This window comes from Spongiibacter sp. (genome assembly GCF_041602295.1).
Taxonomy (GTDB): Bacteria; Pseudomonadota; Gammaproteobacteria; order Pseudomonadales; family Spongiibacteraceae; genus Spongiibacter.
Genome location: NZ_JBFIGO010000004.1, coordinates 50,731 through 70,239, shown reverse-complemented (window position 1 = coordinate 70,239; position 19,509 = coordinate 50,731). Strand labels below are relative to the sequence as shown.

Below are 19,509 nucleotides of genomic sequence, written 5' to 3'. Positions count from 1 at the left end.
TTACGATGAGTGATTTTAATACTGCGAACCAGCTGTTGGCACAGGCACGTGCGCTAGTGCCTGCACTGCGCGCCCGACAAACCGAGGCCGCCGCACTGGCGCGCCTGCCCGATGCCACCATTGCGGATATGCAGCGCAGTGGTTTTTTTAAAATTATGCAGCCGGCACGCTACGGCGGTTTTGAGCTTTCGCCGCAGTGCTTTTTCGATGTGCAGCAAACGTTGGCCGAGGGCTGCATGTCTACCGCTTGGGTGTTGGGCGTAGTGGCGATTCACAATTGGCAGCTGGGGATGTTCGACGACCGCGCTCAGCAGGAAGTATGGGGGGAGGATAACTCTGCGCTGATTTCCTCCTCGTATATGCCGGTGGGTAAAGTCGAGCGGGTGGACGGCGGCTACCTGTTGTCTGGGCACTGGGGGTTTTCCTCTGGCTCGAAACACTGTCAGTGGGCTTTTTTGGGAGGCATGGTAGCGCCTGCTAACGAGGGCGATGCGCCGGACTACCGGACGTTTTTGGTGCCTTTGGCTGACTACGAAATTGTCGATAATTGGGCGGTGAGTGGCCTGCAGGCCACCGGTTCTAACGACATTGTGATTCGCGAGCCGGTATTTGTGCCCGAGCATAGAACCCATCGCAGCGCCGATGGTTTTAGTGGTGACAACCCCGGTTGCGCGGTGAATACCAGTCCCCTGTTTCGTTTGCCCTTTGGGCAGATTTTTACCCGTGCGGTGGCCTGTTCGTCGATCGGTGCCTTACTGGGGGTGGTGAACAGCTATGTCGACGTCAATCGCGACCGGGTTGGGTTGAATGATGGTGCCCGTGCAGCCAGTGATCCCAATGTGCAAATGGCCTTGGCCAACGCTGTGGCTGCCGTGGCAGAATGCCGGGCGATGCTAAAAGATGACCTCGCCTATTTTCTGGGCACCGCGCAAGCGGGGCAGAGCCCGGCGATCGAACAGCGCATTCAGCGGCGTTTTCATGCGGCGAATATTTCCCGCAAGTGTGCCGATGCGGTCAATGAGCTGTTTATTGCCTGTGGTGCCCAGGGAATTTTTTGCGGTCATCCGCTTAATCGCGCCTGGTTGGACATCAATGCTGGCCGTCAACACGTCGCCAACAATCCGTTTAAATATGGTCGTAATTTGGGGGCCACCTTGCTGGGGCAAGCCAATAGTGACTTCTTTTTGTGAGAACCCGCAATGCAAACACCCTATGAAATACTCGGTGAGTCGGGAATTTCCGACGTGGTGCAGGCTTTTTATCAGTTGATGGATAGCCGGCCGGAATACGCGGAAATTCGCGCGATGCACGGCGACGATCTCAGTGCGGTCAGTGCGCAGCTGAGTCTGTATCTGACGAGTTGGATGGGCGGACCTCCGGTGTACGTCGAGCGCAATGGCAGTATGTGTATTACCGCCGCTCACCGCGGTCTGGGGATCGCGCCGCGGCACAGCCAGCAGTGGCTGGATTGCTTTGCCGAGGCCCTGGCGCAGCGCTCTGACGCTGACCGTGTAACGGCCATGTTGTTGCCCGCGCTGCGGCGCATTACCGATATGTTGCAGCAGCCGGCGGCCTAGAGGCGGGTAGGCGCTATGTCTCGTTTTGGTCAGACGCGCAGAACCCGCACCACGGGTGGGTCGTTATATGACAAAACGGCAATGGCGGCGGTGCTGAGTTTGGCGTAATTTAGGTGGCGGAGCGCAGCAGTGACTGTGCACAACGATAAAAAGACAGGATCATTGACAATGATTAGCATCGCACGCCTCAGCCGTTATACGTTTAGTGTTATTGCCGCCAGCAGCGTTTTAGCCTGTAGCACGCCACCAGCAGCCCCGCTGGCCGATGTGCCGGAGCTTCGTCCCGGTATTTTGCAGGGTTACTTGGCACCTGCAGAGGTACCCAACAGCTTAAAATTGGTATCGCCGCCGCCGGCGCCGGGCAGTGCTGCCGAGGCGCTGGATATTGCCGTGAACCAGGCCGCTTTAAGTCTGCGCGATAGCCCGCGCTGGCAGCAGGCGCGCCGCGATGCCGAGCTGCGTTTCCCAGCTGCGGCCGAGGTGTTTTCCTGCGCGCTGGATGCGCCGATCAATCAGCAGCAGACTCCCCAGCTTTACCGCCTATTGCGCCGCAGCCTCACCGATGCCGGTTTTGCCACCTATGCGGCGAAGAATCAGTATCAGCGCCAGAGGCCGTTTATGGTCAATGGCGAGTCGAGTTGCACCCCCGAACAAGAAGCGTATTTGCGTAAAGACGGCTCCTTCCCTTCGGGGCATGCGGCCCTGGGTTGGGCCTGGGCATTGATTCTGGCGGAACTGGCACCGGAGCGCCAAGACGCTATTCTGGCGCGCGGCCGGGCCTTCGGTCAGAGTCGGGTCATGTGTAATGTCCACTGGCAGAGTGATGTCTTGGAAGGCCGCGCGGTGGGCAGTGCGGCGGTGGCGGCACTGCACAATAACGCCGAATTTCAGGCGGCGATGACGGCGGCGCGAGCTGAGTTGGCGGCGCTGCGCGCGGCGGGGCAGGGCAGTTCAGCCGATTGTGACGCCGAGGCAGCCGCGCTGGCGGTGGTGGCCGACGACGCGCCGTGGCCGGCCAATCGCTGAGGGGGTGTTAATCGGCAGCCTTGCTCAGCGGGCTGTCGAGATACAGCTGCTCGACTTTTTGCCGCGCCCAGGGCGTGCGCCGCAGGAACTTGAGACTGGAATTGATGCTGGGGTCGCTGAGGAAGCAATTGATGGCAATGCGTCGTCCCAGCTCCGGCCAGCCATAATAGGCCTGCAGCTCGGTGACGATGGCTTTCAGGGTTTTGCCGTGTAAGGGGTCGCGACTGGCGCTGTCAGTCATCGCTTTTTTTCCACGGCGAAACATTGGGCTGAACCGGCGCTTCGTCGTCGGTGGGGCTGTCGGCCTTTTTGACGCGAATTTTAAAGCCGTCCAGTTCCAGTCCGTTCAGCGTTTTCATTGCCACCTTGGCTTCGCCGGCCTTGGGCATAACCACAAAGGCAAAGCCTTTGGAGCTGTGGGTGTTGGGGTCTTTGACCACCGTGCAGGACTGCACCGCGCCGTGGGCTTCGAACAGTGCGCGCAGCTCGCTGTCGGTGATGGCGCGGCTGAGCTTGCGGACGAGTAATTTCATAGTGGACCTGTGAGCGGCTGGTGCGTTGGAAAAGCAATGCCGGCACTATACGCCGTTTTTGTCGTCACTGCCCGGCCCCCGTATGGGGTTTTTGCTGGCTGGCGCGGCGCGGTACAATCGCCAAAGACTCCTGTGGTGCGGTGCTGTGACAAACTCTCCCCTAATGTATTCTGCTGGCGGTGACGCCGAGGCGGCGCTGGCTCGGCGCCTGGGCCTGCGCTGTGTTGATCACTGGTCGGCTGACCTTGACCAGCAATACCTGTTTTATCGGCAGGGCTGTCTGAGTATCGGGCTGCCGCCGGCGGCCCGCGAGCATCCGGTGTGTGTCGATTTTGCCGAGCAGCAGCGCAAGCGCCACCGCGGCAAGGAGCTGCTGTTGAAGGCCATTGGCGGTCGTCGCGACGGTTTGAGCGTGGTGGATGCCACCGCCGGCTTGGGGCGCGACAGTTTTCTGCTGGCCAGCTATGGCGCAGAGGTGGTGCTGTGTGAGCGCCAACCGGTGGTGGCCGCGCTGCTTGCCGACGGTCTGCAGCGGGGGTTGGCCGAACCGGAGGTGGCGGAGATTGTCGGCAGAATGCAGTTGCAGCCGGTCAGCGCGCTGGCGCTATTGTCGCAGCTTGGGCCGGCTGGCGAGCCGCGTCCGGATGTGGTCTATCTGGACCCGATGTTTCCCGATTCGGGTAAGTCGGCACTGGTGAAAAAAGAAATGCGACTGTTCCACAGCTTAGTCGGTAAAGACGAGGACGCCGATGCCCTGCTCGCGGCGGCGCTAGTGGCGGCCCGTCACCGGGTGGTGGTAAAACGCCCGCCGAAGGCGCCGGTGATCGCCGGGCCTGCCTTGGCGCCGCTGGGCAAGCTTGCCGAGCCGCAGTTCAGTGTGGCGGGCAAGGCGGTGCGCTTCGATATTTACCCCTTGAAGGCATTTGCCAAGGCTTAGCGAGCGAGCAGCTCTACCATCATTGCCTGATACATATCGCTGAGCAGGTTTAGGTCGTCGGCCTTTACACATTCATCGACTTTGTGAATCGTGGCATTGACGGGTCCCAGCTCGACCACCTGCGCCCCGGTAGGGGCGATAAACCGGCCGTCGGAGGTGCCGCCCGCGGTCGACAGTACCGTGTCGCGGCCGGTGACCTGGCGAATCGCTTTCTGCGCGGCCTCCACCAGCGGCCCCTCGGCGGTGAGAAAGGGCTGGCCGCTGAGGTTCCATTCCAGCTGGTAGTCCAGGCCGTGTTTGTCGAGAATCGCCTCGCTGCGTTGCTGCAGTATTTCTGCGCTCAGTTCGGTGGAAAAACGGAAGTTAAACACCACTTCCAGCTCGCCCGGAATGACATTGGTCGCGCCGGTGCCGCCGTTGATATTGGAAATTTGAAAAGAGGTGGCGGGGAAAAAGTCGTTGCCCTCGTCCCAGCGCTCGGCGGCCAGCTCGGCCAGCGCCGGGGCAGCGAGGTGAATGGGGTTGGCGGCCAGGTGGGGGTAGGCGACGTGTCCCTGCACGCCGGCGACTTTTAATATGGCGCCCAGCGAACCGCGACGACCATTTTTAATAACGTCGCCGACCTCGGTGGTCGATGAGGGTTCGCCGACCACGCACCAGGTAATTTTTTCATTTTGCGCTTCCAGCCACTCCACCACCTTGGCGGTGCCATTCTTGGCCGGGCCTTCCTCGTCGCTGGTGATCAAAAAGGCGATGCGCCCCTGGTGATCGGGGTGCTCGGCGACAAAGCGCTCACAGGCGGTGACCATGGCGGCCAAACTGCCCTTCATATCGGCGGCGCCGCGGCCGCGCAGCATGCCGTCGCTGATTTGGGGGGCGAAGGGCGGCGTTTGCCAGTTTTCTTCCGGGCCGGTGGGCACCACGTCGGTGTGGCCGGCAAAGCACAGCAGCGGTCCGCTGTCGCCGCGCACCGCCCAAAAGTTGTCGACCTCGCCAAATCGCAGTGCCTCGCAGTGGAAGCCAATCGCGCGCAAACGCTGCATCATCAGCGCTTGGCAGCCCTCGTCTTCGGGGGTCACGGAGCGGCGTTCAATCAGGTCGACGGCAAGTTGCAGGGTAGGGCTGAGGCTCATAGTTCTGGCTCTGAAGGCAAAGCGCGCATTTTAACAGAGAACGCGGCGAAAATCGGTGCCGGCGCTCGCCGCCAACAAGCTGCTCAAAATGTCACTGACTTGAGTGGTTTTGTCATAGAGTAGGGCGCTGGGGCTGGGTAAGATCGGATCATTAATTGCCAATCGAATGCCTAAAGATAATGAAGGAGTGGCCATGAGTGTTGATCTGAATGTGGCGGCGGCCGCCGCCCAGTTTGATTTTGCCGATCAGGATATCCCCCAGCGACTGCGGCACTGGGCCGAAGTGCGTCCCGATCACGCCTTTATGATCTGGGAGCCGCGCTCGGGCGAGGATCGCCGTTGGAGCTACAAAGCCTTCGATGAAGAGACCAGCAAGATTGCCGCCGGTCTGTATGCCAAGGGGGTGCGCAAACACGACAAAGTGATGATTCACGCCGAGAACTGCCCGGAAATGGTGTTGGCCTGGTATGCCTGTGCCAAGCTGGGCGCGGTGGGGGTCACCACCAATACCCGCTGCGTGGGTGGCGAGATCGAATACTTTGCCGAGCACACTGAAGCGGTGGGGGTCATCACCCAACCAAAATTTGTGGCGGAAATTGCGAAGAACGCCAAGAATGTGCAGTGGATTGTGGTGACCGAGGACAATTCCGGCGAGCCTGCCGAGGCCGCTCAACAGCACGAGCAGCCGCTATTTGAAACCCTTTATGGCGATGCCAGCACTGTCCCCGAACGGCCGGCCGAGCCGATGTTGCCCGCGGGCATTATGTTTACCTCGGGTACCACCTCACTGCCCAAAGCGGTGGTGCATACCCATGCCAATGCGCTGTGGTCGGGCACCATGGGTTCGCAGAGCATGAATATGAACCGCGACAGTGTCTATTTGGGTTTCCTGCCGTTTTTCCATGTTAACTGCCAGAGCTGGGCGTTTTGGGGCTCACTGGGCGTGGGCGGTACCGCGGTGCTGATGCCGAAGTTTTCCGCCAGCCGTTTCTGGGAAATTATCGACAAGTATCAGGTGACGCACTGCTCGATGATTCCCTTTGTGTTTAAAGCCATCGGCATGCAGCCGGTGCCGGAGACGCACAGCCTGCAAGTGATGCCGATGGGCATTATCTGGAAGGAGATTGAAGGCTGGCTGAAGGCCAAGCCGTTTGCCAGCTGGGGGATGACTGAAACGGTCACCCACGCCACGCGCTCTGACTTTGTGCAGGAGTGGCCGCAGGGCAGTATTGGCAAGCCGACTCCCGGTTACCATCTGGCGGTGGTCAATCCGGAAACCGGTGAGCCTTGTAAGCAAGGCGAGATCGGTGAGCTGTGGGTACACGGTGTGCGCGGGGTGAACCTCTTTCTTGAGTATTATAAAAATCCCGAGGCGATGGCCAAGTCGTTTACCGATAACGGCTGGTTTAAAACCGGGGATATGGTCCATGTTGGCGCTGAGGGCCACTTCTACTTTACCGACCGCGACAAAGATGCGCTGAAGGTTGGTGGGGAAAACGTGTCGGCCCGTCAAGTCGAAGAAGTGATTATGCAAGTGCCGGGTGGCGGTGTCGGCGAGTCGGCGGTGGTCGCCAAATCTCACGATATGCTGGATATGGTGCCGGTTGCCTTTGTTATCAAAGGTTGGGGCGCACCGGAAGACGATGCGGCCTTTGCCCAGGCGATTATCGATCACTGCAAGGCGAACCTGGCCGATTTCAAGGTGCCGCGTGCGGTGTATTTTGTCGACGAGTTTCCCCGGGCAACCCTGGAAAAAGTTGCCAAAAACAAACTGCGGGAAATGGCGGACGACATGCCCGCCGTATAGGTCGCGCTGGTGTTGATGAAGGGCCGCTACTGCGGCCCTTTTTTTGCCTGCAATACCGGCTGATGCGGCGGCGACGTTGTGCGGGAATGTCACAAAAGCATCGCGGTATTGTCACAGCGGCGGCCTAGTCTAGTGCTTGCCGGCAGCTAATCGCCGGCAATATCGCCAGATACGGAGAACGTCGCGATGTATCGTTACTACAAGGCCGCGCCGCCGTCTGATTTCCAGCAGCGCCAGCTGCGCAGGGAGTTGTCACGGCAAGTCGAGGAGTTTTTGAACAAGGGCGGGCGTATCCAGCAGCTCGATGGCCCTACTTTTAAGCCCCATCGCAGTGTGCGGGTCAGCAGTTCAGTGTTTATCGAAATGCTCTGATCGCTCGCGGGCCGACCACTGGCAAAACGGCCGCTGACTGAGGCTGCTGTTGTAATAGCGTTTGTCGCCGGTCACTTCTCGGCCCAGCCAGGTGGCGTGGGGCAGGGCTTGCTGTTCATCGCTGAGTTCGATTTCGGCGACAAGCAAGCCGGCATTGTCGCCGAAAAACTCATCGATCTCCCAATGGCGGTCGTCGCCGGCAATAGGCAGGCGATAGCGGTTTTTGTTGATCACCGGCCCCTCGCACAGGCGCAGTAACTGCTCGGCCTCATCACTGGGGATTGGGTATTCGAACTCGGCGCGGCTGGCGCCGTGGCTGATGCCTTTAATGGTCAGCCAGGCGGACTGACCGGCAATGCGCACGCGCACGCTGCGCGCCGGGTCGCGGCTGAGATAGCCCTGCACCATTTTCTGTCCGGCGATGCCCAGTTGTTCAGCCTGTAGGCGCCAGGCGTCGCTGGCGAGCAAAAACTTGCGTTCAATTTCGATCGTGCTCATGACTGGGGTTTCCTTGGCCAGTGTGTAGAGGGCGGCGCGCCGGCTCAGTGAGAGTGATAGCGGCGTCGATAGGTGGCTTCACTGAGGCATTGGCACTGGGCGGCGCTGATAGCAATGCCCTGTGCACGCAGCGCCTGGGTGACTCGCTCGCGCAGCCAGTGTTCGCTGTCGGGGTGGTCGCCGTCCACGATACACAGCAGCTGTAAGCTCTGCGGATAGCGCTGATAGTCCACCAGGTGGGTGAGCCAGCGAAAACCGGCCAGCTGGCTATCGAGCGCCTCTTCGCACACCGCATTGAGGGTGTCGACGATCAGTTGTTCACGTTTCTTGTCGGTTTTGCGCATTGCGTCATTGCTGCATCAGAGAGGTGGAATCGCTGTTGGCTTAGCGGCGATCAATTGCGGCGGCGGGGCCGACAGGCTTGTCGCTGGCCGCGATGTGCCCAGGGAATCACCGCAGGCAACTGCCCGCTTCGGTGGGGCCCTTGAGTTCGATGCGATTTCCCTGGGGGTCTTCAATGTAAATCGATGGCCCGAAACCCTCGGCGCCGTAGCGGCGCTCTATCGTGCTGTGGGCGATGCCGGCGCTGTCCAAATAGCTAAGGAGGGCGTCGCCATCAAAATGACTCAGGGTCAGGCACAGGTGGTCGACGTTGTGGCCGGCGCTGCCGGGCGCGGGGCCACCTTGGGCGCCCAGGGGCTTGTCTGTGGGGACAAGGTCGATCAGGTGGTCGCCCGCGCGCAATTGGTAGAGGCCGATATCGCTTTCCTCGCGCTCCAGCTGGCAGCCAAGGTGCTGTTGGTAAAACGTCAGCATGGCCTCTAGGCAGTTGGTGCGCAGGACAATATGGTCGAGGCCGCGAATTGAAATCATATCGCCTCCTAGTCGGTTTGCAGTAACTCGCCACAGCGTAGCACAGGGCAGATTTGCAGGTTTTCGCTGTCGCTGGAGACCCAGATGCTGTCTTCGTCGACGGTGAATTGCAGCTGCATATTGCGCTGGGCAAGGCCGGCTAGGGCCTGGGATTGTTCACTGGGAATATCGACGACGGTCAGCCACGCTTGCTTGCCGAGCTGCTCGCCCTGTTCCAGCCACCACTGGACGGCGGGGCGGCCGCCGTGGGTCATAATGACGACCCTGGGCGATTGCGAGCGGGCGCGGCGCAGTCGCTTGTCGCTGGGCTGGCCGAGCTCCAGCCACAGGTCGATTTCGCCGCTGAGACTGCGCTGCCACAGATCCGGCTCGTCGTCGTTGCTGAGGCCGCGGGTAAAGCTCAGTTGTTCGTCGGCGAACAAGGCAAAGGCCAGCAGGCGCAGCATCATCCGCTCGTCGGTTTCAGAGGGGTGGCGGGCCAGAGTGAGCTGATGGCTTTGGTAGTAGTGACGCCGCAGGTCGCTGATGTCGATGTCAGCTTTGAAAATACTCGCGCTCAGAGCCATGTTGGCCGCCTTATGTGGTTAGACCGCGGCATTGTACCCGAGTATCAGCATGGCGTAGCGCAGACTTTTGCCGATGGCGACCAGTGTGAAAAAACTGAAGGCCGGCACCCGCATAATGCCGCCAACGACGGTGAGGGCATCGCCGCCGATGGGCAGCCAGGACATCAGCAGCGTCCATTTGCCATAGCGCCCAAACCAGTTCTGCGCTCGCTCCAGATCTTTTTGCCGTACGGGGAACCAGCGGCGGTCGGCGTAGTGGCTGAGTTTGCGCCCCAGCCACCAGTTTACACCGGCGCCCAGCGTATTGCCGCTGCTGGCCGCTAGCCATAGCCAGAGCGCTGGCAAGCCGGCTTGCAGCTGCGTGACCAATATGATTTCAGAGTAAAACGGCAGCAGGGTGGCGGCGCCAAAGGAAGCTGCAAACAAGAGTAAATACGGGCTAATCACCGTGCTGTGGTCTCGCTGTGCGCATTGGACAGGTGTTGCTGCCGGGCTGGCTGGAGGGGCATTGTACACCATTGCCGATGGCCGGGGTTCCCTGGTGTGGGTGGCGCGCTCCGCAGTTGCCGTGTCTAGGGCTTATCGGCGTTAGCCCAGCGCTTGAGGGGCAGTAACGCGCGCAGCGTTAAAAAGGTGATCAGGCTGACGACGATGGCAATTTCATAGCGCTGCCAGGCTACCGCGGTGCCGATTGCTCCGGTCGACCAGATCGCGGCCGCTGTGGCGGTACCGCTTACCGATCCCCCCTGTTTGAGGATGGCGCCGCCACCGATAAAGCCGATGCCGCTCATCAAGCCATACATCAGCCGCGCGTGGGGCTCCGAGCCGCTGAGTACATCGCGGCCAATCAATAAATAGGCGCAGCAGGCGATGGCGACCAGTGGAAAGGTGCGCAGGCCAACGCCCCGGGATTCCGCCTCGCGATTCCAGCCGATGGGGATGGCTAAGAGGTAGGCAATGGCCAGCTGGGTGAGGTGGTGGCCGACCAGTGGCCAGTCAATTTCGGGAAACAGCGGCATATTACTGGCGCCCCTGTCGCGGCCCAGATAACCACCAGATGAGCAGCCCCAGTAGGGGGAGTAGCAAAATCAAGGCGATCCACAGCAGTTTGTTGCTGGAGCTATTGCGGCTTTGCACGATATTGAGGATGGCCCAGATGTCGGCAATAAAGATGAGTAGCCCAAACAGTCCCGTAATCGCAAATTCCATGCCGTGCCCCTGTTTAATTGGCTTGAGAAAAGCTGCACCGACAAGTTATAGAATAGTGCCTGCTGGGGCCGTTCACCACCTACAAAAAAGCCGCCCACAATGGGGCGGCTTGTTATTGAAGCGGCGAGCTGACTTTAGTTGTGGGCGTGCAGCATCTCATTGAGGGCGATGGCCGATTTATTGGTCAACACTTCAATGGCGCCGTTTTTGGAGTTGCGGCGGAACAGGAGGTCAGACTGGCCGGCCAAATCGCGGGCTTTGACGGTGCCGGCCTGTTCGCCTTTTTCGTCGATCATGCTCACCACCGAGCCGGCTGTAATATACAGGCCAGCCTCAATAGTGCAGCGGTCACCCAGCGGAATGCCGACACCGGCATTGGCGCCGATCAGACACTCTTTGCCAATGGAGATGATAATGTTGTTGCCGCCAGACAGGGTGCCCATGGTGGAGCAGCCGCCGCCGAGGTCAGAGCCGGCGCCGATCATGACACCCGCCGAGATGCGGCCTTCGATCATGCCCGGGCCTTCGGTGCCGGCATTAAAGTTGACGAAGCCCTCGTGCATGATGGTGGTGCCCTCGCCGAGGTAGGCACCCAGACGAACGCGCGCGGTGTGGGCAATACGCACGCCGGAAGGCATCACGTAGTTGGTCATTTTAGGGAACTTGTCTACCGACATAACTTCCAGCAGCTCACCATTCAGGCGAGCCTCAAGCTGGCGCTGGGGCAGCTCGCGCAGGTCGATGGCGCCGCGATTGGTCCAGGCAACATTGGGCAGCACGCCAAACAGACCGCTCAGATCCAGGGTGTGGGGTTTGGCGAGGCGGTGTGACAGCAGGTGCAGTTTCAAATAGCCCTCGGGCACAGAGCTGGGCGCGGCATCTTCGGCCAGCAGGGTGACGACCAGCGGCTGGTTACTGGTAGCCAGCTGGGCGGCGATATCGGCTTGGCCGCGGTCGCCGGCGGCTTTGAGGGCTTCGGCAAGACGGCTCATTTGCTCGCTGTTAACGCTGATTGCGGCATTGCCACCCTGGTAGTCCACGACGCTGGTGATCGCCGTGCACACGGCGGCGGCGGGTTGCAGCAGTGGCTGGGGGTAGAATGTGTCCAGCCATTCGCCTTTGCTGTTCTGGCTGCCGAGGCCAATGCCCAGGCTGAATAATGTCTCGCTCATCAATAACTCTCTCTTGCAGGCTTAAAGCGTGTGGTGGGTGAATAAACTCTGGTAATGCTCGGCTTTAAAACCGAGTGTCAGGCTGCTGCCGGTATCCAGCAGCGGCCGTTTCATTAATGTCGGGTGCGCAAGCAGCAGCTGCACGGCACTGTCATCGTCTAGATTATCGCGCTGCTCGGCATCGAGTTGTTTCCAGGTGGTGCTGCGTTTATTGACCAATTTGTCGCGGCCAAGCTCGTTCAGCCAGTGGTGTAGCTGGCTGCTGTCGAGCGGCTGATCGCGCACATCGTGGAAGTGGTAGTCGATATTGTGTTGCTCCAGCCAGCGGCGGGCGGCGCGCACGGTGTCGCAGTTTTTAATTCCGTATAGTGTGCTGCTCATGGTCTAGGTCTGCTTGCGGAAAGCCGCCTATCATAGCAAAAAGCCGCCGGGGGTTCACGGCGGCGCGGGCCTCAGGCCTTGCGGGTTTTCTTGGGCTTTTTGCGCTGCGGGTAGCAAGTTGTACAAATTTCGCAGACGGTGCCGTCGCAGCCGCGGGCGCTGCAGTATTCCCGGCCGTAGTAGATGATTTGCAGGTGCAGGGCATTCCAGTGCTCGCGGGGGAATAGCCGTTTCAGGTCTTTTTCGGTTTGGGCGACGTTTTTGCCGCTGCTTAGGCCCCAGCGTTGGGCGAGCCGGTGGATGTGGGTGTCTACCGGGAAGGCCGGTACGCCGAAAGCCTGGGACATGACCACGCTGGCGGTTTTATGGCCGACACCGGGCAGGGTTTCCAATGCCGCCATATCTTCGGGCACGATGCCGTTGTAGTCCTCGACTAAAATTTCCGACAGCCGCTGAATGGCTTTTGATTTCTGTGGCGACAGGCCGCAGGGGCGGATAATGGCGCGGATGTCGTCGACACTTTGTCTGGCCATATCGAAGGGGTTGTCGGCCAGGGCAAACAGCGCCGGGGTGACCTGGTTGACGCGCTCGTCGGTGCACTGCGCCGACAGCAGCACGGCGACCAGCAGGGTGTAGGGGTCTTTGTGGTCCAGCGGAATCGGCTGCTCGGGGTAGAGCTCGTTTAGGCGCCGCAGAATGTAGTCAACGCGCTCGGCCTTGAGCAAATTTCGCGCTGGCTGCTTATTGCACATCGCCTACAGGCTCTCGACAAAGCGGCGAATGCGGGCGGCGGCCTCGACGCAGTTGTCCAGTTCGGCAACCAGTGCCATGCGCACATAGCCGCTGCCGGGATTGCTGCCGTCGACCTCGCGCGACAGGTAGGAGCCGGGCAATACTGTGACGTGCTGCTGGGCGAATAGCTGTTGGGCAAAGTCGGTGTCGGCAATGGGGGTTTTTGCCCACAAATAGAACGACGCCTCGGGCTGGCTGACATCCAGGCAGCCATCTAGCTCGGCCAGTACGCGTGCAAATTTTTCGCGGTAGCGGTCGCGGTTGTCTTTAACATGTTGCTCGTCGCCCCAGGCCGCGGCGCTGGCCAGTTGGTGTTGTACCGGCATGGCGCAGCCGTGATAGGTGCGGTAGAGCAAAAAGTCGGCGAGGATATCTGCATCGCCAGCGACAAAGCCCGAACGCAGGCCGGGCAGGTTTGATCGCTTGGACAGGCTGTGAAACACCACGCAGCGCTGGTAGTCGTTGCGGCCCATGTCGGCGCAGGCTTGCAGCAGACCGGCTGGCGGCGCCTGTTCGTCAAAGTACAGTTCGGAATAGCACTCGTCGCTGGCCAGGACGAAGTCATATTGATCGGCCAGACGGATCAGCTTTTGCAGGGTGGCAATGTCGGTGACGGCGCCGCTGGGGTTACCGGGGCTGCACAGGTAGAGCAATTGGCAGCGCTGCCAGATCTCCGCGGGCACGGCGTCGTAGTCGGGGATAAAGCCGTTGTCGGCGGTGCAGGGCAGAAAGTGGGGCTGCGCACCGGCCAGCAGGGCGGCGCCTTCATAGATCTGGTAAAAGGGGTTGGGGCTGCATACTAGGGCGTTGTCGGCGGGGCTGACCACCGCTTGGGCGAAGGCAAATAGCGCCTCGCGGGTGCCATTGACGGGCAACACTTGACTGTCTGGGTCGAGAGCGGCGAGCGCAAAGCGGCGCGTCGCCCAGTCGGCGATGCTTTGGCGCAGTTCCGCAATGCCCTTGGTAGTGGGGTAGTTACTGAGCTTGGCCAATTCCCCGGCCAGGGTGTCGGCGACAAATTGCGGCGCCGGGTGGCGGGGTTCGCCTATCGATAGTGGTATTGGCGACAGGCTGCTCTGGCTGTCGCCGAGCAGGGCGCGCAGCTTCTCAAAGGGATAGGCGTGGAGTGTGTTTAAACGCGGGTTCATTTCGCTTGGTTGCTCGCTTTTTCGTCCAGTTCCCGGCAGATTGCCAGCTGAATTTGCTCGCATAGCTGGGGGTCGTTGATCGGCCGGTTGTCTTCGTCGGTGACGAAGAATACGTCTTCGACGCGTTCGCCGAGGGTGGCGATTTTGGCATTTTGCAGGCGCACGCCGTAGTCGTTAAAGATGCGCGCCAGTCGCGCCAGCAGGCCGGGGCGGTCGGGAGTGATTACCTCCAGCACGGTGTGGCCCTTGTTGAGGTCGGTGGCCATGCTGGTGCGCGTCGGCGTGGAGAACAGGCGCATTTGCCGGGGCATACGGCGGTTGACCAGTTCCTGGGAGTCCTCGGGGCTTTCCAGTTGCTGGGTGAGAAATTCGACAATTTCGCGGATGCGCTCGGGGTTGTCGCCAATCGGCTCGCCGTCTACACCCAGTACATAGAAGGTGTCCAGGGTATAGCCGGTACCGGCGTTATAGATCCGCGCATCCTGAATGCTCAGGTCCAGCTGTTCCAGTGCGCCGGCCAGCAGCGCAAAGGTGCCCTTGCGCGAGGGGGTGTGCACAAAAATCTGCGTGGCGCCCTCGTGGTCCAGCAAGCCACCTTCCTTTACCAACACCAGCGACGCGTCGGGCGAGGTGCGCTGGGCGATAGCGCGGCAGTGCCAGACAATGTCGTCGATTTGTTCGCGGATAAAGTAGTCTTCGCCGGTATTGCCCCACAGCGCGCGAATTTCACTCTCGGTAAAGCCGTAGTCTTCGAGCTTTTCAATCGCGCCGAGTTGGGTTTCGGCGATCCACTCCTGTTTGTCGATGGGGTTTTCCAGACCGCGGCGCAGGGCGCGGCGGGTTTCGGCATAGAGCTGGCGCATCAGCGATGCCCGCCACGAGGTCCATAGGCTGGGGTTGGTGGCATTGATATCGGCAATGGTCAGGCAAAACAGGTAGTCGAGATGTTGCTGGTCGCCCATTTGCAGGGCGAAGTCACGAATGACGTCGGGGTCTTGAATATCTTTGCGCTGGGAAACCGAGGACATCTCCAGGTGTTTTTCCACCAGCCAGGCCACCAGGTTGGTGTCGCGCTTGTTCAGGCCCAGGTATTGACAGAATTCCCGGGCGTCTACTGCGCCGAGGCTGGAGTGGTCGCCGCCGCGGCCCTTGGCAATGTCGTGGAACAGGCCGGCGAGAAATAGCAGCTCCGGTTTGGGCAGGCGCTGCATAATGCGACAGGCCATGGGGTAGACCTTGACCATGTCCGGGTAGCGGAAGCGACTGAGATTTTTGATCAGTTCAAGGGTGTGGGCGTCGACCGAGTAAATATGAAACAGGTCGTGCTGCATCTGCCCGGTGATTTTGCCAAAGGCCGGGATAAATTTGCCCAACACGCCAAAGCGCTTCATGCGGCGCAGGTTCAGCGCCACGCGCTGTGGCGCACACAGCAGCTCCATAAAAAAGCGCTTGTTGCGCGGGTCGTTGCGGAAGTTGTCGTCGATTAAATGGCGCGATTTGCGAATCAGCCGGATGGTGCTGGCGCGCACGCCATCGATGGCGTCGTGGTGGGCCATCAGTACAAAGATTTCCATCAGCGCCGAGGGCGTTTTTTCAAAGACCTTATCGTTGCTGACTTCAATGTGGCCGTTGCGGATGCGAAAGCGTGGGTTTAACTCCAGTACGGTTTCCGCCTCGCAGGCGCGCAAAATGGTTTCGTCAAAGTGCTGCATCAGCACATCGTTGAGTTCGCCGAGGTGCTGGGCCCAGCGGTAGTATTGTTGCATAAAGCGCTCGACGGCGAGTTTGCTGTCGTCGTCTTCGTAGCCAAACTGGGCTGCCAGGGTGCGCTGGTGATCAAACAGCAGGCGGTCTTCCTCGCGACCGGCGATGAGGTGCAGGGCAAAGCGCAGTCGCCAGAGGTAGTTTTGGCCATCCTTGAGGGTGTCCAGTTCTTCCTGGCTGAGAAACAGTCGTTCGCGCAACTCGTCGACAGACTGGGCGCCGAAGTGGCGCTTGATCACCCAGCCAATCATTTGAATGTCGCGCAGGCCGCCTGGTGAACTCTTTATATTTGGCTCTAAATTGTATTCGGTATTGGCGTATTTGCGATGGCGGCTGATTTGCTCATCCCATTTGGCGCGAAAGAATTCGGCGCTGGGCCAGATTTGATCGGGGCCAACCAGTGGCATGAGTTGCTGGTGCAGCGCCGGGTTACCGGCTAGCGGCCGCGACTCCATGAGATTGGTGACCACGGTGATATCTTCGATAGCGGCTTGGCGGCATTCGTCGATGCTGCGCACACTGTGACCAATTTCCAGGTTGATATCCCACAGGTGGGTGATCAGACCCTCGATGTTTTCACGGTAGTTGTGCTTGTTGTCGCTGGTGAGAATGAGTAGGTCGATGTCTGAGCAGGGGTGGAGTTCACCGCGGCCGTATCCGCCGACGGCAATTAGGGCAATATCCTCACCCCACTGGTACTGGTTCCAGAGATCGCTCAGCAGTATATCGATCTTGTCTGAGCGCAGCCGCACGAGCTTGTGGATTGCCTCGTCTGCAGTGAAGCGCTCCCGCAGCTCCTCCTGTAGCTCGCTGAGGTACTGTTTATAGGTCGCAACCAAGTTGTTGGAGCGGGCTGTGGCGTTTTGTAGCGCCTCGGTACTCAGCAGCGTGCTGCTCATGGTGGTTTAACCCTTGTAAAATGGCTCGTCGGGGCGGGCGGTCAGTACTTCGACGCCGTCGGCGGTGACGGCCATGGTGTGTTCCCACTGGGCTGACAGGCGGCGGTCGCGAGTGGTTACTGTCCAGCCGTCTTTTACATTGAGTTTGGTTTGCTTTTTGCCCGCGTTAATCATCGGTTCAATGGTAAAGGTCATGCCCTCGGCAAGCACTAGGTCGTTGCCACGGTTGTAGCCCTCGCCATAGTGGAGTACCTGCGGGTCTTCGTGGAAGCCCTGGCCGATGCCGTGGCCACAGTACTCTTCTACGACGCTGTAGTGGTTGCTGCGGGCGTGTTTGGCTATGACTTTGCCGATGTCGCTGAGCCGGCAACCCGGTTTTACCAGTTCAATCGCCTGATACAGGCACTCCTGAGTGACGACACACAGGCGCTTGGCGTGGTCGGCGACGTCGCCCACATAAAACATGCGATTGGTATCGCCGTGCCAGCCGTCTTTAATGACGGTGACATCGATATTGAGCAGGTCACCGTCTTTGAGAATTTTCTTGTCGGAGGGGATGCCGTGGCAAATCACCTCGTTGACCGAAGTGCATATCGATTTAGGGAAGCCGTTGTAGTTCAGGGGGGCGGGAATGGCCTGTTGCACATTAACAATATAGTCGTGGCAAATGCGGTCAAGCTCGGCGGTGCTGATGCCTGGGCGCACGTGCTCGGCAATCATTTCCAGCACCTCGGCAGCCAGGCGGCCGGCGACGCGCATGGCGGCGATGTCTTGCGGGGACTTGATGCTTACATTCATAGTGGAAAGGTCTGTTCGGATGGTCGGAAAACTCAAAGCAGGGCATTGTAGACCATCACCGCTGTGGAGGCGATTGTTGTGGCTGTGCAGTGCTGTCAAAAATGCCTTTGGGCTTTAGTTTGCAGGGGCGCTGTGGTATAAATACGCGCCCCGAAAGCAGGCCCCCTGCTGGTAGGGCATAAACGACGCGCATTTGCCGACACGTAATCCCGGGTGCTGCAGTATAGCTGTGGTTGGGTTGCGGGGCAGATGCAAGTTCCTAACCCGATGAAAATCAAGGAAAAATCATGTCTCATGTAAGCATGCGTGAAATGCTGCAAGCCGGTGTTCACTTTGGTCACCAAACGCGTTACTGGAATCCCAAGATGGCGCCCTTCATCTTTGGTGCCCGCAATAAGATTCATATCATTAACCTCGAGCACACTGTCCCTGCGATGAATAACGCGCTGGACGCGGTTGCGAAGCTGGCCGCTAACAAGAACAAGGTGCTGTTTGTAGGTACTAAGCGCGCCGCTAGCAAGATTGTTGCCGAGCAGGCGAGCCGCTCGGGTATGCCCTTTGTTAGCCACCGCTGGTTGGGTGGTATGCTGACCAACTATAAGACTATTCGCCAGTCTGTGCGTCGTCTGCGTGAGCTGGAAAGCCAAGCTCAGGATGGCACTTTCGACAAGTTGACCAAGAAAGAGGCGCTGATGCGTCACCGCGATATGGAGAAGCTGGAGCGCTCCATTGGTGGTATTAAAGAAATGTCTGGCCTGCCTGATGCACTGTTTGTGATTGATGTTGATCACGAGCGTATTGCTATCCAGGAAGCCAATAAGCTGGGTATCCCGGTTTTCGGTATCGTAGATACTAACAGCAACCCAGACGGTGTTGACTACGTGATTCCCGGTAACGATGACGCGATTCGCGCCATTAAGCTTTACGTGACTGCTGTCGCGGACGCGATCATCAATGCCAGCGCAAACGCTGCTGTCGCTGCTGACGAGTTTGTTGAAGTGGCACAGGAAGAAGGCGGCGCAGCGGCTGAGTAATCGCCCTGTGTAAACGCTGTAAAAGGGGGCACGGCCCCCTTTTTTTGGATATCTATTGAGCAGGCCTGTTAACCCGGCCCAGCATTAGCCCAAACAAGAGGATTTTAGGATGGCTGTTTCAGCAGCAATGGTTAAAGAGCTCCGCGAGCGTACGGGTCTTGGCATGATGGAGTGCAAGAAGGCACTGAACGAAGCCAATGGTGATATCGAGCTGGCAATTGAAGAGCTGCGCAAGTCCAGTGGTATGAAGGCTGCCAAGAAGGCCGGTCGTACCGCTGCTGACGGTGTTGTTGCCACTAAAGTGGCCGAAGACGGCAGCTATGCGGTTGTGGTGGAAGTAAACAGCGAAACTGACTTTGTGGCACGCGACGACGGCTTCCTGGCTTTTGTCGACCTGGTAGCCAACAAGGCTTTCGCTGACAAGCAAACGGATATTGCCGCACTGATGGCCGGTGAGTTGGAGCAGGCTCGCGAGGCGCTGGTACAGAAAATTGGTGAGAATATCTCTGTGCGCCGCGTAGAAGTGTTGACCGCTGAAGCGGGCGTGGTAGATAGCTACGTGCACTCCAACAACCGTATCGCGGTGTTGGTTGCTTTGAAAGGCGGTGATGCAGAGCTGGCACGCGATGTCGCCATGCATGTGGCGGCGGTAAATCCGCGCGTTGCTAAGCAGGCGGATATGCCTGAGGAAGAAGTGATTAAAGAGCGTGAAATCTTCACGGCTCAGGCGCAGGAAAGCGGCAAGCCGGCTGAAATCATCGAGAAGATGATTGAGGGTCGTATCCGCAAATTCCTGGCGGAAAATGCGCTGGTAGATCAGGCCTTCGTTAAGGAGCCGGATCTGACGGTTGGCAAGTTGCTGAAAAATGCCGGTGCCGACATTCAAACCTTTATCCGTTTTGAAGTCGGTGAGGGTATAGAAAAAGAAGAAGTCGACTTTGCAGCCGAAGTGGCTGCGCAGCTCAAGGGCTGAGTCGCGTTAGCGGGGCC

At 59.3% G+C, this 19,509-nt stretch carries 24 protein-coding genes; 8 read left to right on the top strand and 16 right to left on the bottom strand.

The genetic code is table 11. From position 1 onward, the window contains the following. The first annotated feature begins 5 nt into the window (after positions 1 to 5). The 3 genes from ABYM29_RS01655 to ABYM29_RS01645 all read left to right on the top strand — a co-directional run bounded on the left by ABYM29_RS01655 (position 6) and on the right by ABYM29_RS01645 (position 2,603). Positions 6 to 1,190 carry an acyl-CoA dehydrogenase family protein gene (locus tag ABYM29_RS01655; RefSeq protein WP_372861293.1) on the top strand — a complete coding sequence of 395 codons (1,185 nt, stop codon included), beginning with the start codon at positions 6 to 8 and terminating at the stop codon, positions 1,188 to 1,190. A gap of 9 nt (positions 1,191 to 1,199) precedes the next feature. Beyond that, positions 1,200 to 1,577, top strand: coding sequence for a globin (locus ABYM29_RS01650; RefSeq protein ID WP_372861289.1), 378 nt, complete (start codon positions 1,200 to 1,202; stop codon positions 1,575 to 1,577). Between the two features lie 168 nt (positions 1,578 to 1,745). Beyond that, the gene (locus ABYM29_RS01645) at positions 1,746 to 2,603 is read left to right on the top strand and encodes a phosphatase PAP2 family protein (RefSeq protein ID WP_372861287.1); all 858 of its coding nucleotides are present in this window, start codon (positions 1,746 to 1,748) and stop codon (positions 2,601 to 2,603) included. 7 nt (positions 2,604 to 2,610) lie between these two features. On the opposite strand, the gene ABYM29_RS01640 is transcribed toward ABYM29_RS01645, so the two are convergent. Together ABYM29_RS01640 and ABYM29_RS01635 are read right to left on the bottom strand one after the other, a co-directional pair. Continuing rightward, positions 2,611 to 2,844: a VF530 family DNA-binding protein gene (locus tag ABYM29_RS01640; RefSeq protein WP_372861284.1), complete on the bottom strand. Its 234-nt coding sequence runs from the start codon at positions 2,842 to 2,844 to the stop codon at positions 2,611 to 2,613. Next, positions 2,837 to 3,136: an RNA recognition motif domain-containing protein gene (locus ABYM29_RS01635; protein ID WP_372861282.1), complete on the bottom strand. Its 300-nt coding sequence runs from the start codon at positions 3,134 to 3,136 to the stop codon at positions 2,837 to 2,839. The genes ABYM29_RS01640 and ABYM29_RS01635 overlap by 8 nt, the downstream gene beginning before the upstream one ends. Positions 3,137 to 3,281: 145 nt before the next feature. Between ABYM29_RS01635 and ABYM29_RS01630 the strand changes: the two genes are divergently transcribed. After that, positions 3,282 to 4,073 carry a class I SAM-dependent methyltransferase gene (locus ABYM29_RS01630; RefSeq protein ID WP_372861279.1) on the top strand — a complete coding sequence of 264 codons (792 nt, stop codon included), beginning with the start codon at positions 3,282 to 3,284 and terminating at the stop codon, positions 4,071 to 4,073. Here the strand turns inward: ABYM29_RS01630 and dapE are convergent. Further along, positions 4,070 to 5,206, bottom strand: coding sequence for a succinyl-diaminopimelate desuccinylase (gene dapE / locus ABYM29_RS01625; protein WP_372861277.1), 1,137 nt, complete (start codon positions 5,204 to 5,206; stop codon positions 4,070 to 4,072). The genes ABYM29_RS01630 and dapE overlap by 4 nt on opposite strands. A 193-nt stretch (positions 5,207 to 5,399) precedes the next feature. On the opposite strand from dapE, the gene ABYM29_RS01620 reads away from it, so the two are divergent. Both ABYM29_RS01620 and ABYM29_RS01615 read left to right on the top strand, forming a co-directional pair. Next, positions 5,400 to 7,013: a class I adenylate-forming enzyme family protein gene (locus ABYM29_RS01620; protein WP_372861274.1), complete on the top strand. Its 1,614-nt coding sequence runs from the start codon at positions 5,400 to 5,402 to the stop codon at positions 7,011 to 7,013. Positions 7,014 to 7,199: 186 nt separating this feature from the next. Beyond that, the gene (locus ABYM29_RS01615) at positions 7,200 to 7,385 is read left to right on the top strand and encodes a hypothetical protein (protein WP_372861272.1); all 186 of its coding nucleotides are present in this window, start codon (positions 7,200 to 7,202) and stop codon (positions 7,383 to 7,385) included. Here the strand turns inward: ABYM29_RS01615 and ABYM29_RS01610 are convergent. From ABYM29_RS01610 to map, 13 genes are all read right to left on the bottom strand, one after another. Then, the gene (locus tag ABYM29_RS01610) at positions 7,362 to 7,883 is read right to left on the bottom strand and encodes a CYTH domain-containing protein (RefSeq protein ID WP_372861269.1); all 522 of its coding nucleotides are present in this window, start codon (positions 7,881 to 7,883) and stop codon (positions 7,362 to 7,364) included. The genes ABYM29_RS01615 and ABYM29_RS01610 overlap by 24 nt on opposite strands. 44 nt (positions 7,884 to 7,927) lie before the next feature. Continuing rightward, positions 7,928 to 8,227, bottom strand: a complete 300-nt coding sequence (locus tag ABYM29_RS01605; RefSeq protein ID WP_372861266.1) for a hypothetical protein — start codon at positions 8,225 to 8,227, stop codon at positions 7,928 to 7,930. Positions 8,228 to 8,333: 106 nt separating this feature from the next. Then, positions 8,334 to 8,756: a VOC family protein gene (locus ABYM29_RS01600; protein ID WP_372861264.1), complete on the bottom strand. Its 423-nt coding sequence runs from the start codon at positions 8,754 to 8,756 to the stop codon at positions 8,334 to 8,336. 8 nt (positions 8,757 to 8,764) lie between these two features. Further along, positions 8,765 to 9,322 (bottom strand): YaeQ family protein, encoded by a 558-nt coding sequence (locus ABYM29_RS01595; RefSeq protein ID WP_372861261.1) that lies wholly within the window; start codon positions 9,320 to 9,322, stop codon positions 8,765 to 8,767. Positions 9,323 to 9,340: 18 nt separating this feature from the next. Further along, the gene (locus ABYM29_RS01590) at positions 9,341 to 9,748 is read right to left on the bottom strand and encodes a YqaA family protein (RefSeq protein WP_372861260.1); all 408 of its coding nucleotides are present in this window, start codon (positions 9,746 to 9,748) and stop codon (positions 9,341 to 9,343) included. A gap of 146 nt (positions 9,749 to 9,894) precedes the next feature. Further along, positions 9,895 to 10,341: an MgtC/SapB family protein gene (locus tag ABYM29_RS01585; RefSeq protein ID WP_372861258.1), complete on the bottom strand. Its 447-nt coding sequence runs from the start codon at positions 10,339 to 10,341 to the stop codon at positions 9,895 to 9,897. 1 nt (position 10,342) lies between these two features. Beyond that, positions 10,343 to 10,531, bottom strand: a complete 189-nt coding sequence (locus tag ABYM29_RS01580; protein ID WP_372861255.1) for a PLDc N-terminal domain-containing protein — start codon at positions 10,529 to 10,531, stop codon at positions 10,343 to 10,345. A gap of 134 nt (positions 10,532 to 10,665) precedes the next feature. Next, positions 10,666 to 11,703 (bottom strand): 2,3,4,5-tetrahydropyridine-2,6-dicarboxylate N-succinyltransferase, encoded by a 1,038-nt coding sequence (dapD, locus tag ABYM29_RS01575; RefSeq protein WP_372861252.1) that lies wholly within the window; start codon positions 11,701 to 11,703, stop codon positions 10,666 to 10,668. A gap of 21 nt (positions 11,704 to 11,724) precedes the next feature. Next, the gene (locus ABYM29_RS01570) at positions 11,725 to 12,084 is read right to left on the bottom strand and encodes an ArsC family reductase (RefSeq protein ID WP_372861250.1); all 360 of its coding nucleotides are present in this window, start codon (positions 12,082 to 12,084) and stop codon (positions 11,725 to 11,727) included. A gap of 71 nt (positions 12,085 to 12,155) precedes the next feature. After that, a complete protein-coding gene (gene nth, locus ABYM29_RS01565) occupies positions 12,156 to 12,809 on the bottom strand; it encodes an endonuclease III (RefSeq protein ID WP_372861321.1) in 654 nt (217 codons plus the stop codon). Positions 12,810 to 12,839: 30 nt separating this feature from the next. Next, entirely contained in the window at positions 12,840 to 14,024 is a 1,185-nt protein-coding gene (gene dapC / locus ABYM29_RS01560) for a succinyldiaminopimelate transaminase (protein ID WP_372861248.1), read from the bottom strand. Then, positions 14,021 to 16,687: a [protein-PII] uridylyltransferase gene (locus ABYM29_RS01555; protein WP_372861246.1), complete on the bottom strand. Its 2,667-nt coding sequence runs from the start codon at positions 16,685 to 16,687 to the stop codon at positions 14,021 to 14,023. Before ABYM29_RS01555 ends, dapC begins: the two co-directional genes overlap by 4 nt. Positions 16,688 to 16,693: 6 nt before the next feature. After that, complete coding sequence (gene map, locus ABYM29_RS01550) at positions 16,694 to 17,485, bottom strand: type I methionyl aminopeptidase (RefSeq protein ID WP_372861243.1); 792 nt, start codon at positions 17,483 to 17,485, stop codon at positions 16,694 to 16,696. 287 nt (positions 17,486 to 17,772) lie between these two features. On the opposite strand from map, the gene rpsB reads away from it, so the two are divergent. Further along, on the top strand, positions 17,773 to 18,519 hold the full coding sequence (rpsB, locus tag ABYM29_RS01545; protein ID WP_372861241.1) for a 30S ribosomal protein S2: 747 nt from the start codon (positions 17,773 to 17,775) through the stop codon (positions 18,517 to 18,519). A gap of 109 nt (positions 18,520 to 18,628) precedes the next feature. Further along, positions 18,629 to 19,492 (top strand): translation elongation factor Ts, encoded by an 864-nt coding sequence (tsf, locus tag ABYM29_RS01540; protein ID WP_372861239.1) that lies wholly within the window; start codon positions 18,629 to 18,631, stop codon positions 19,490 to 19,492. The last annotated feature ends 17 nt before the right edge of the window (positions 19,493 to 19,509 follow it).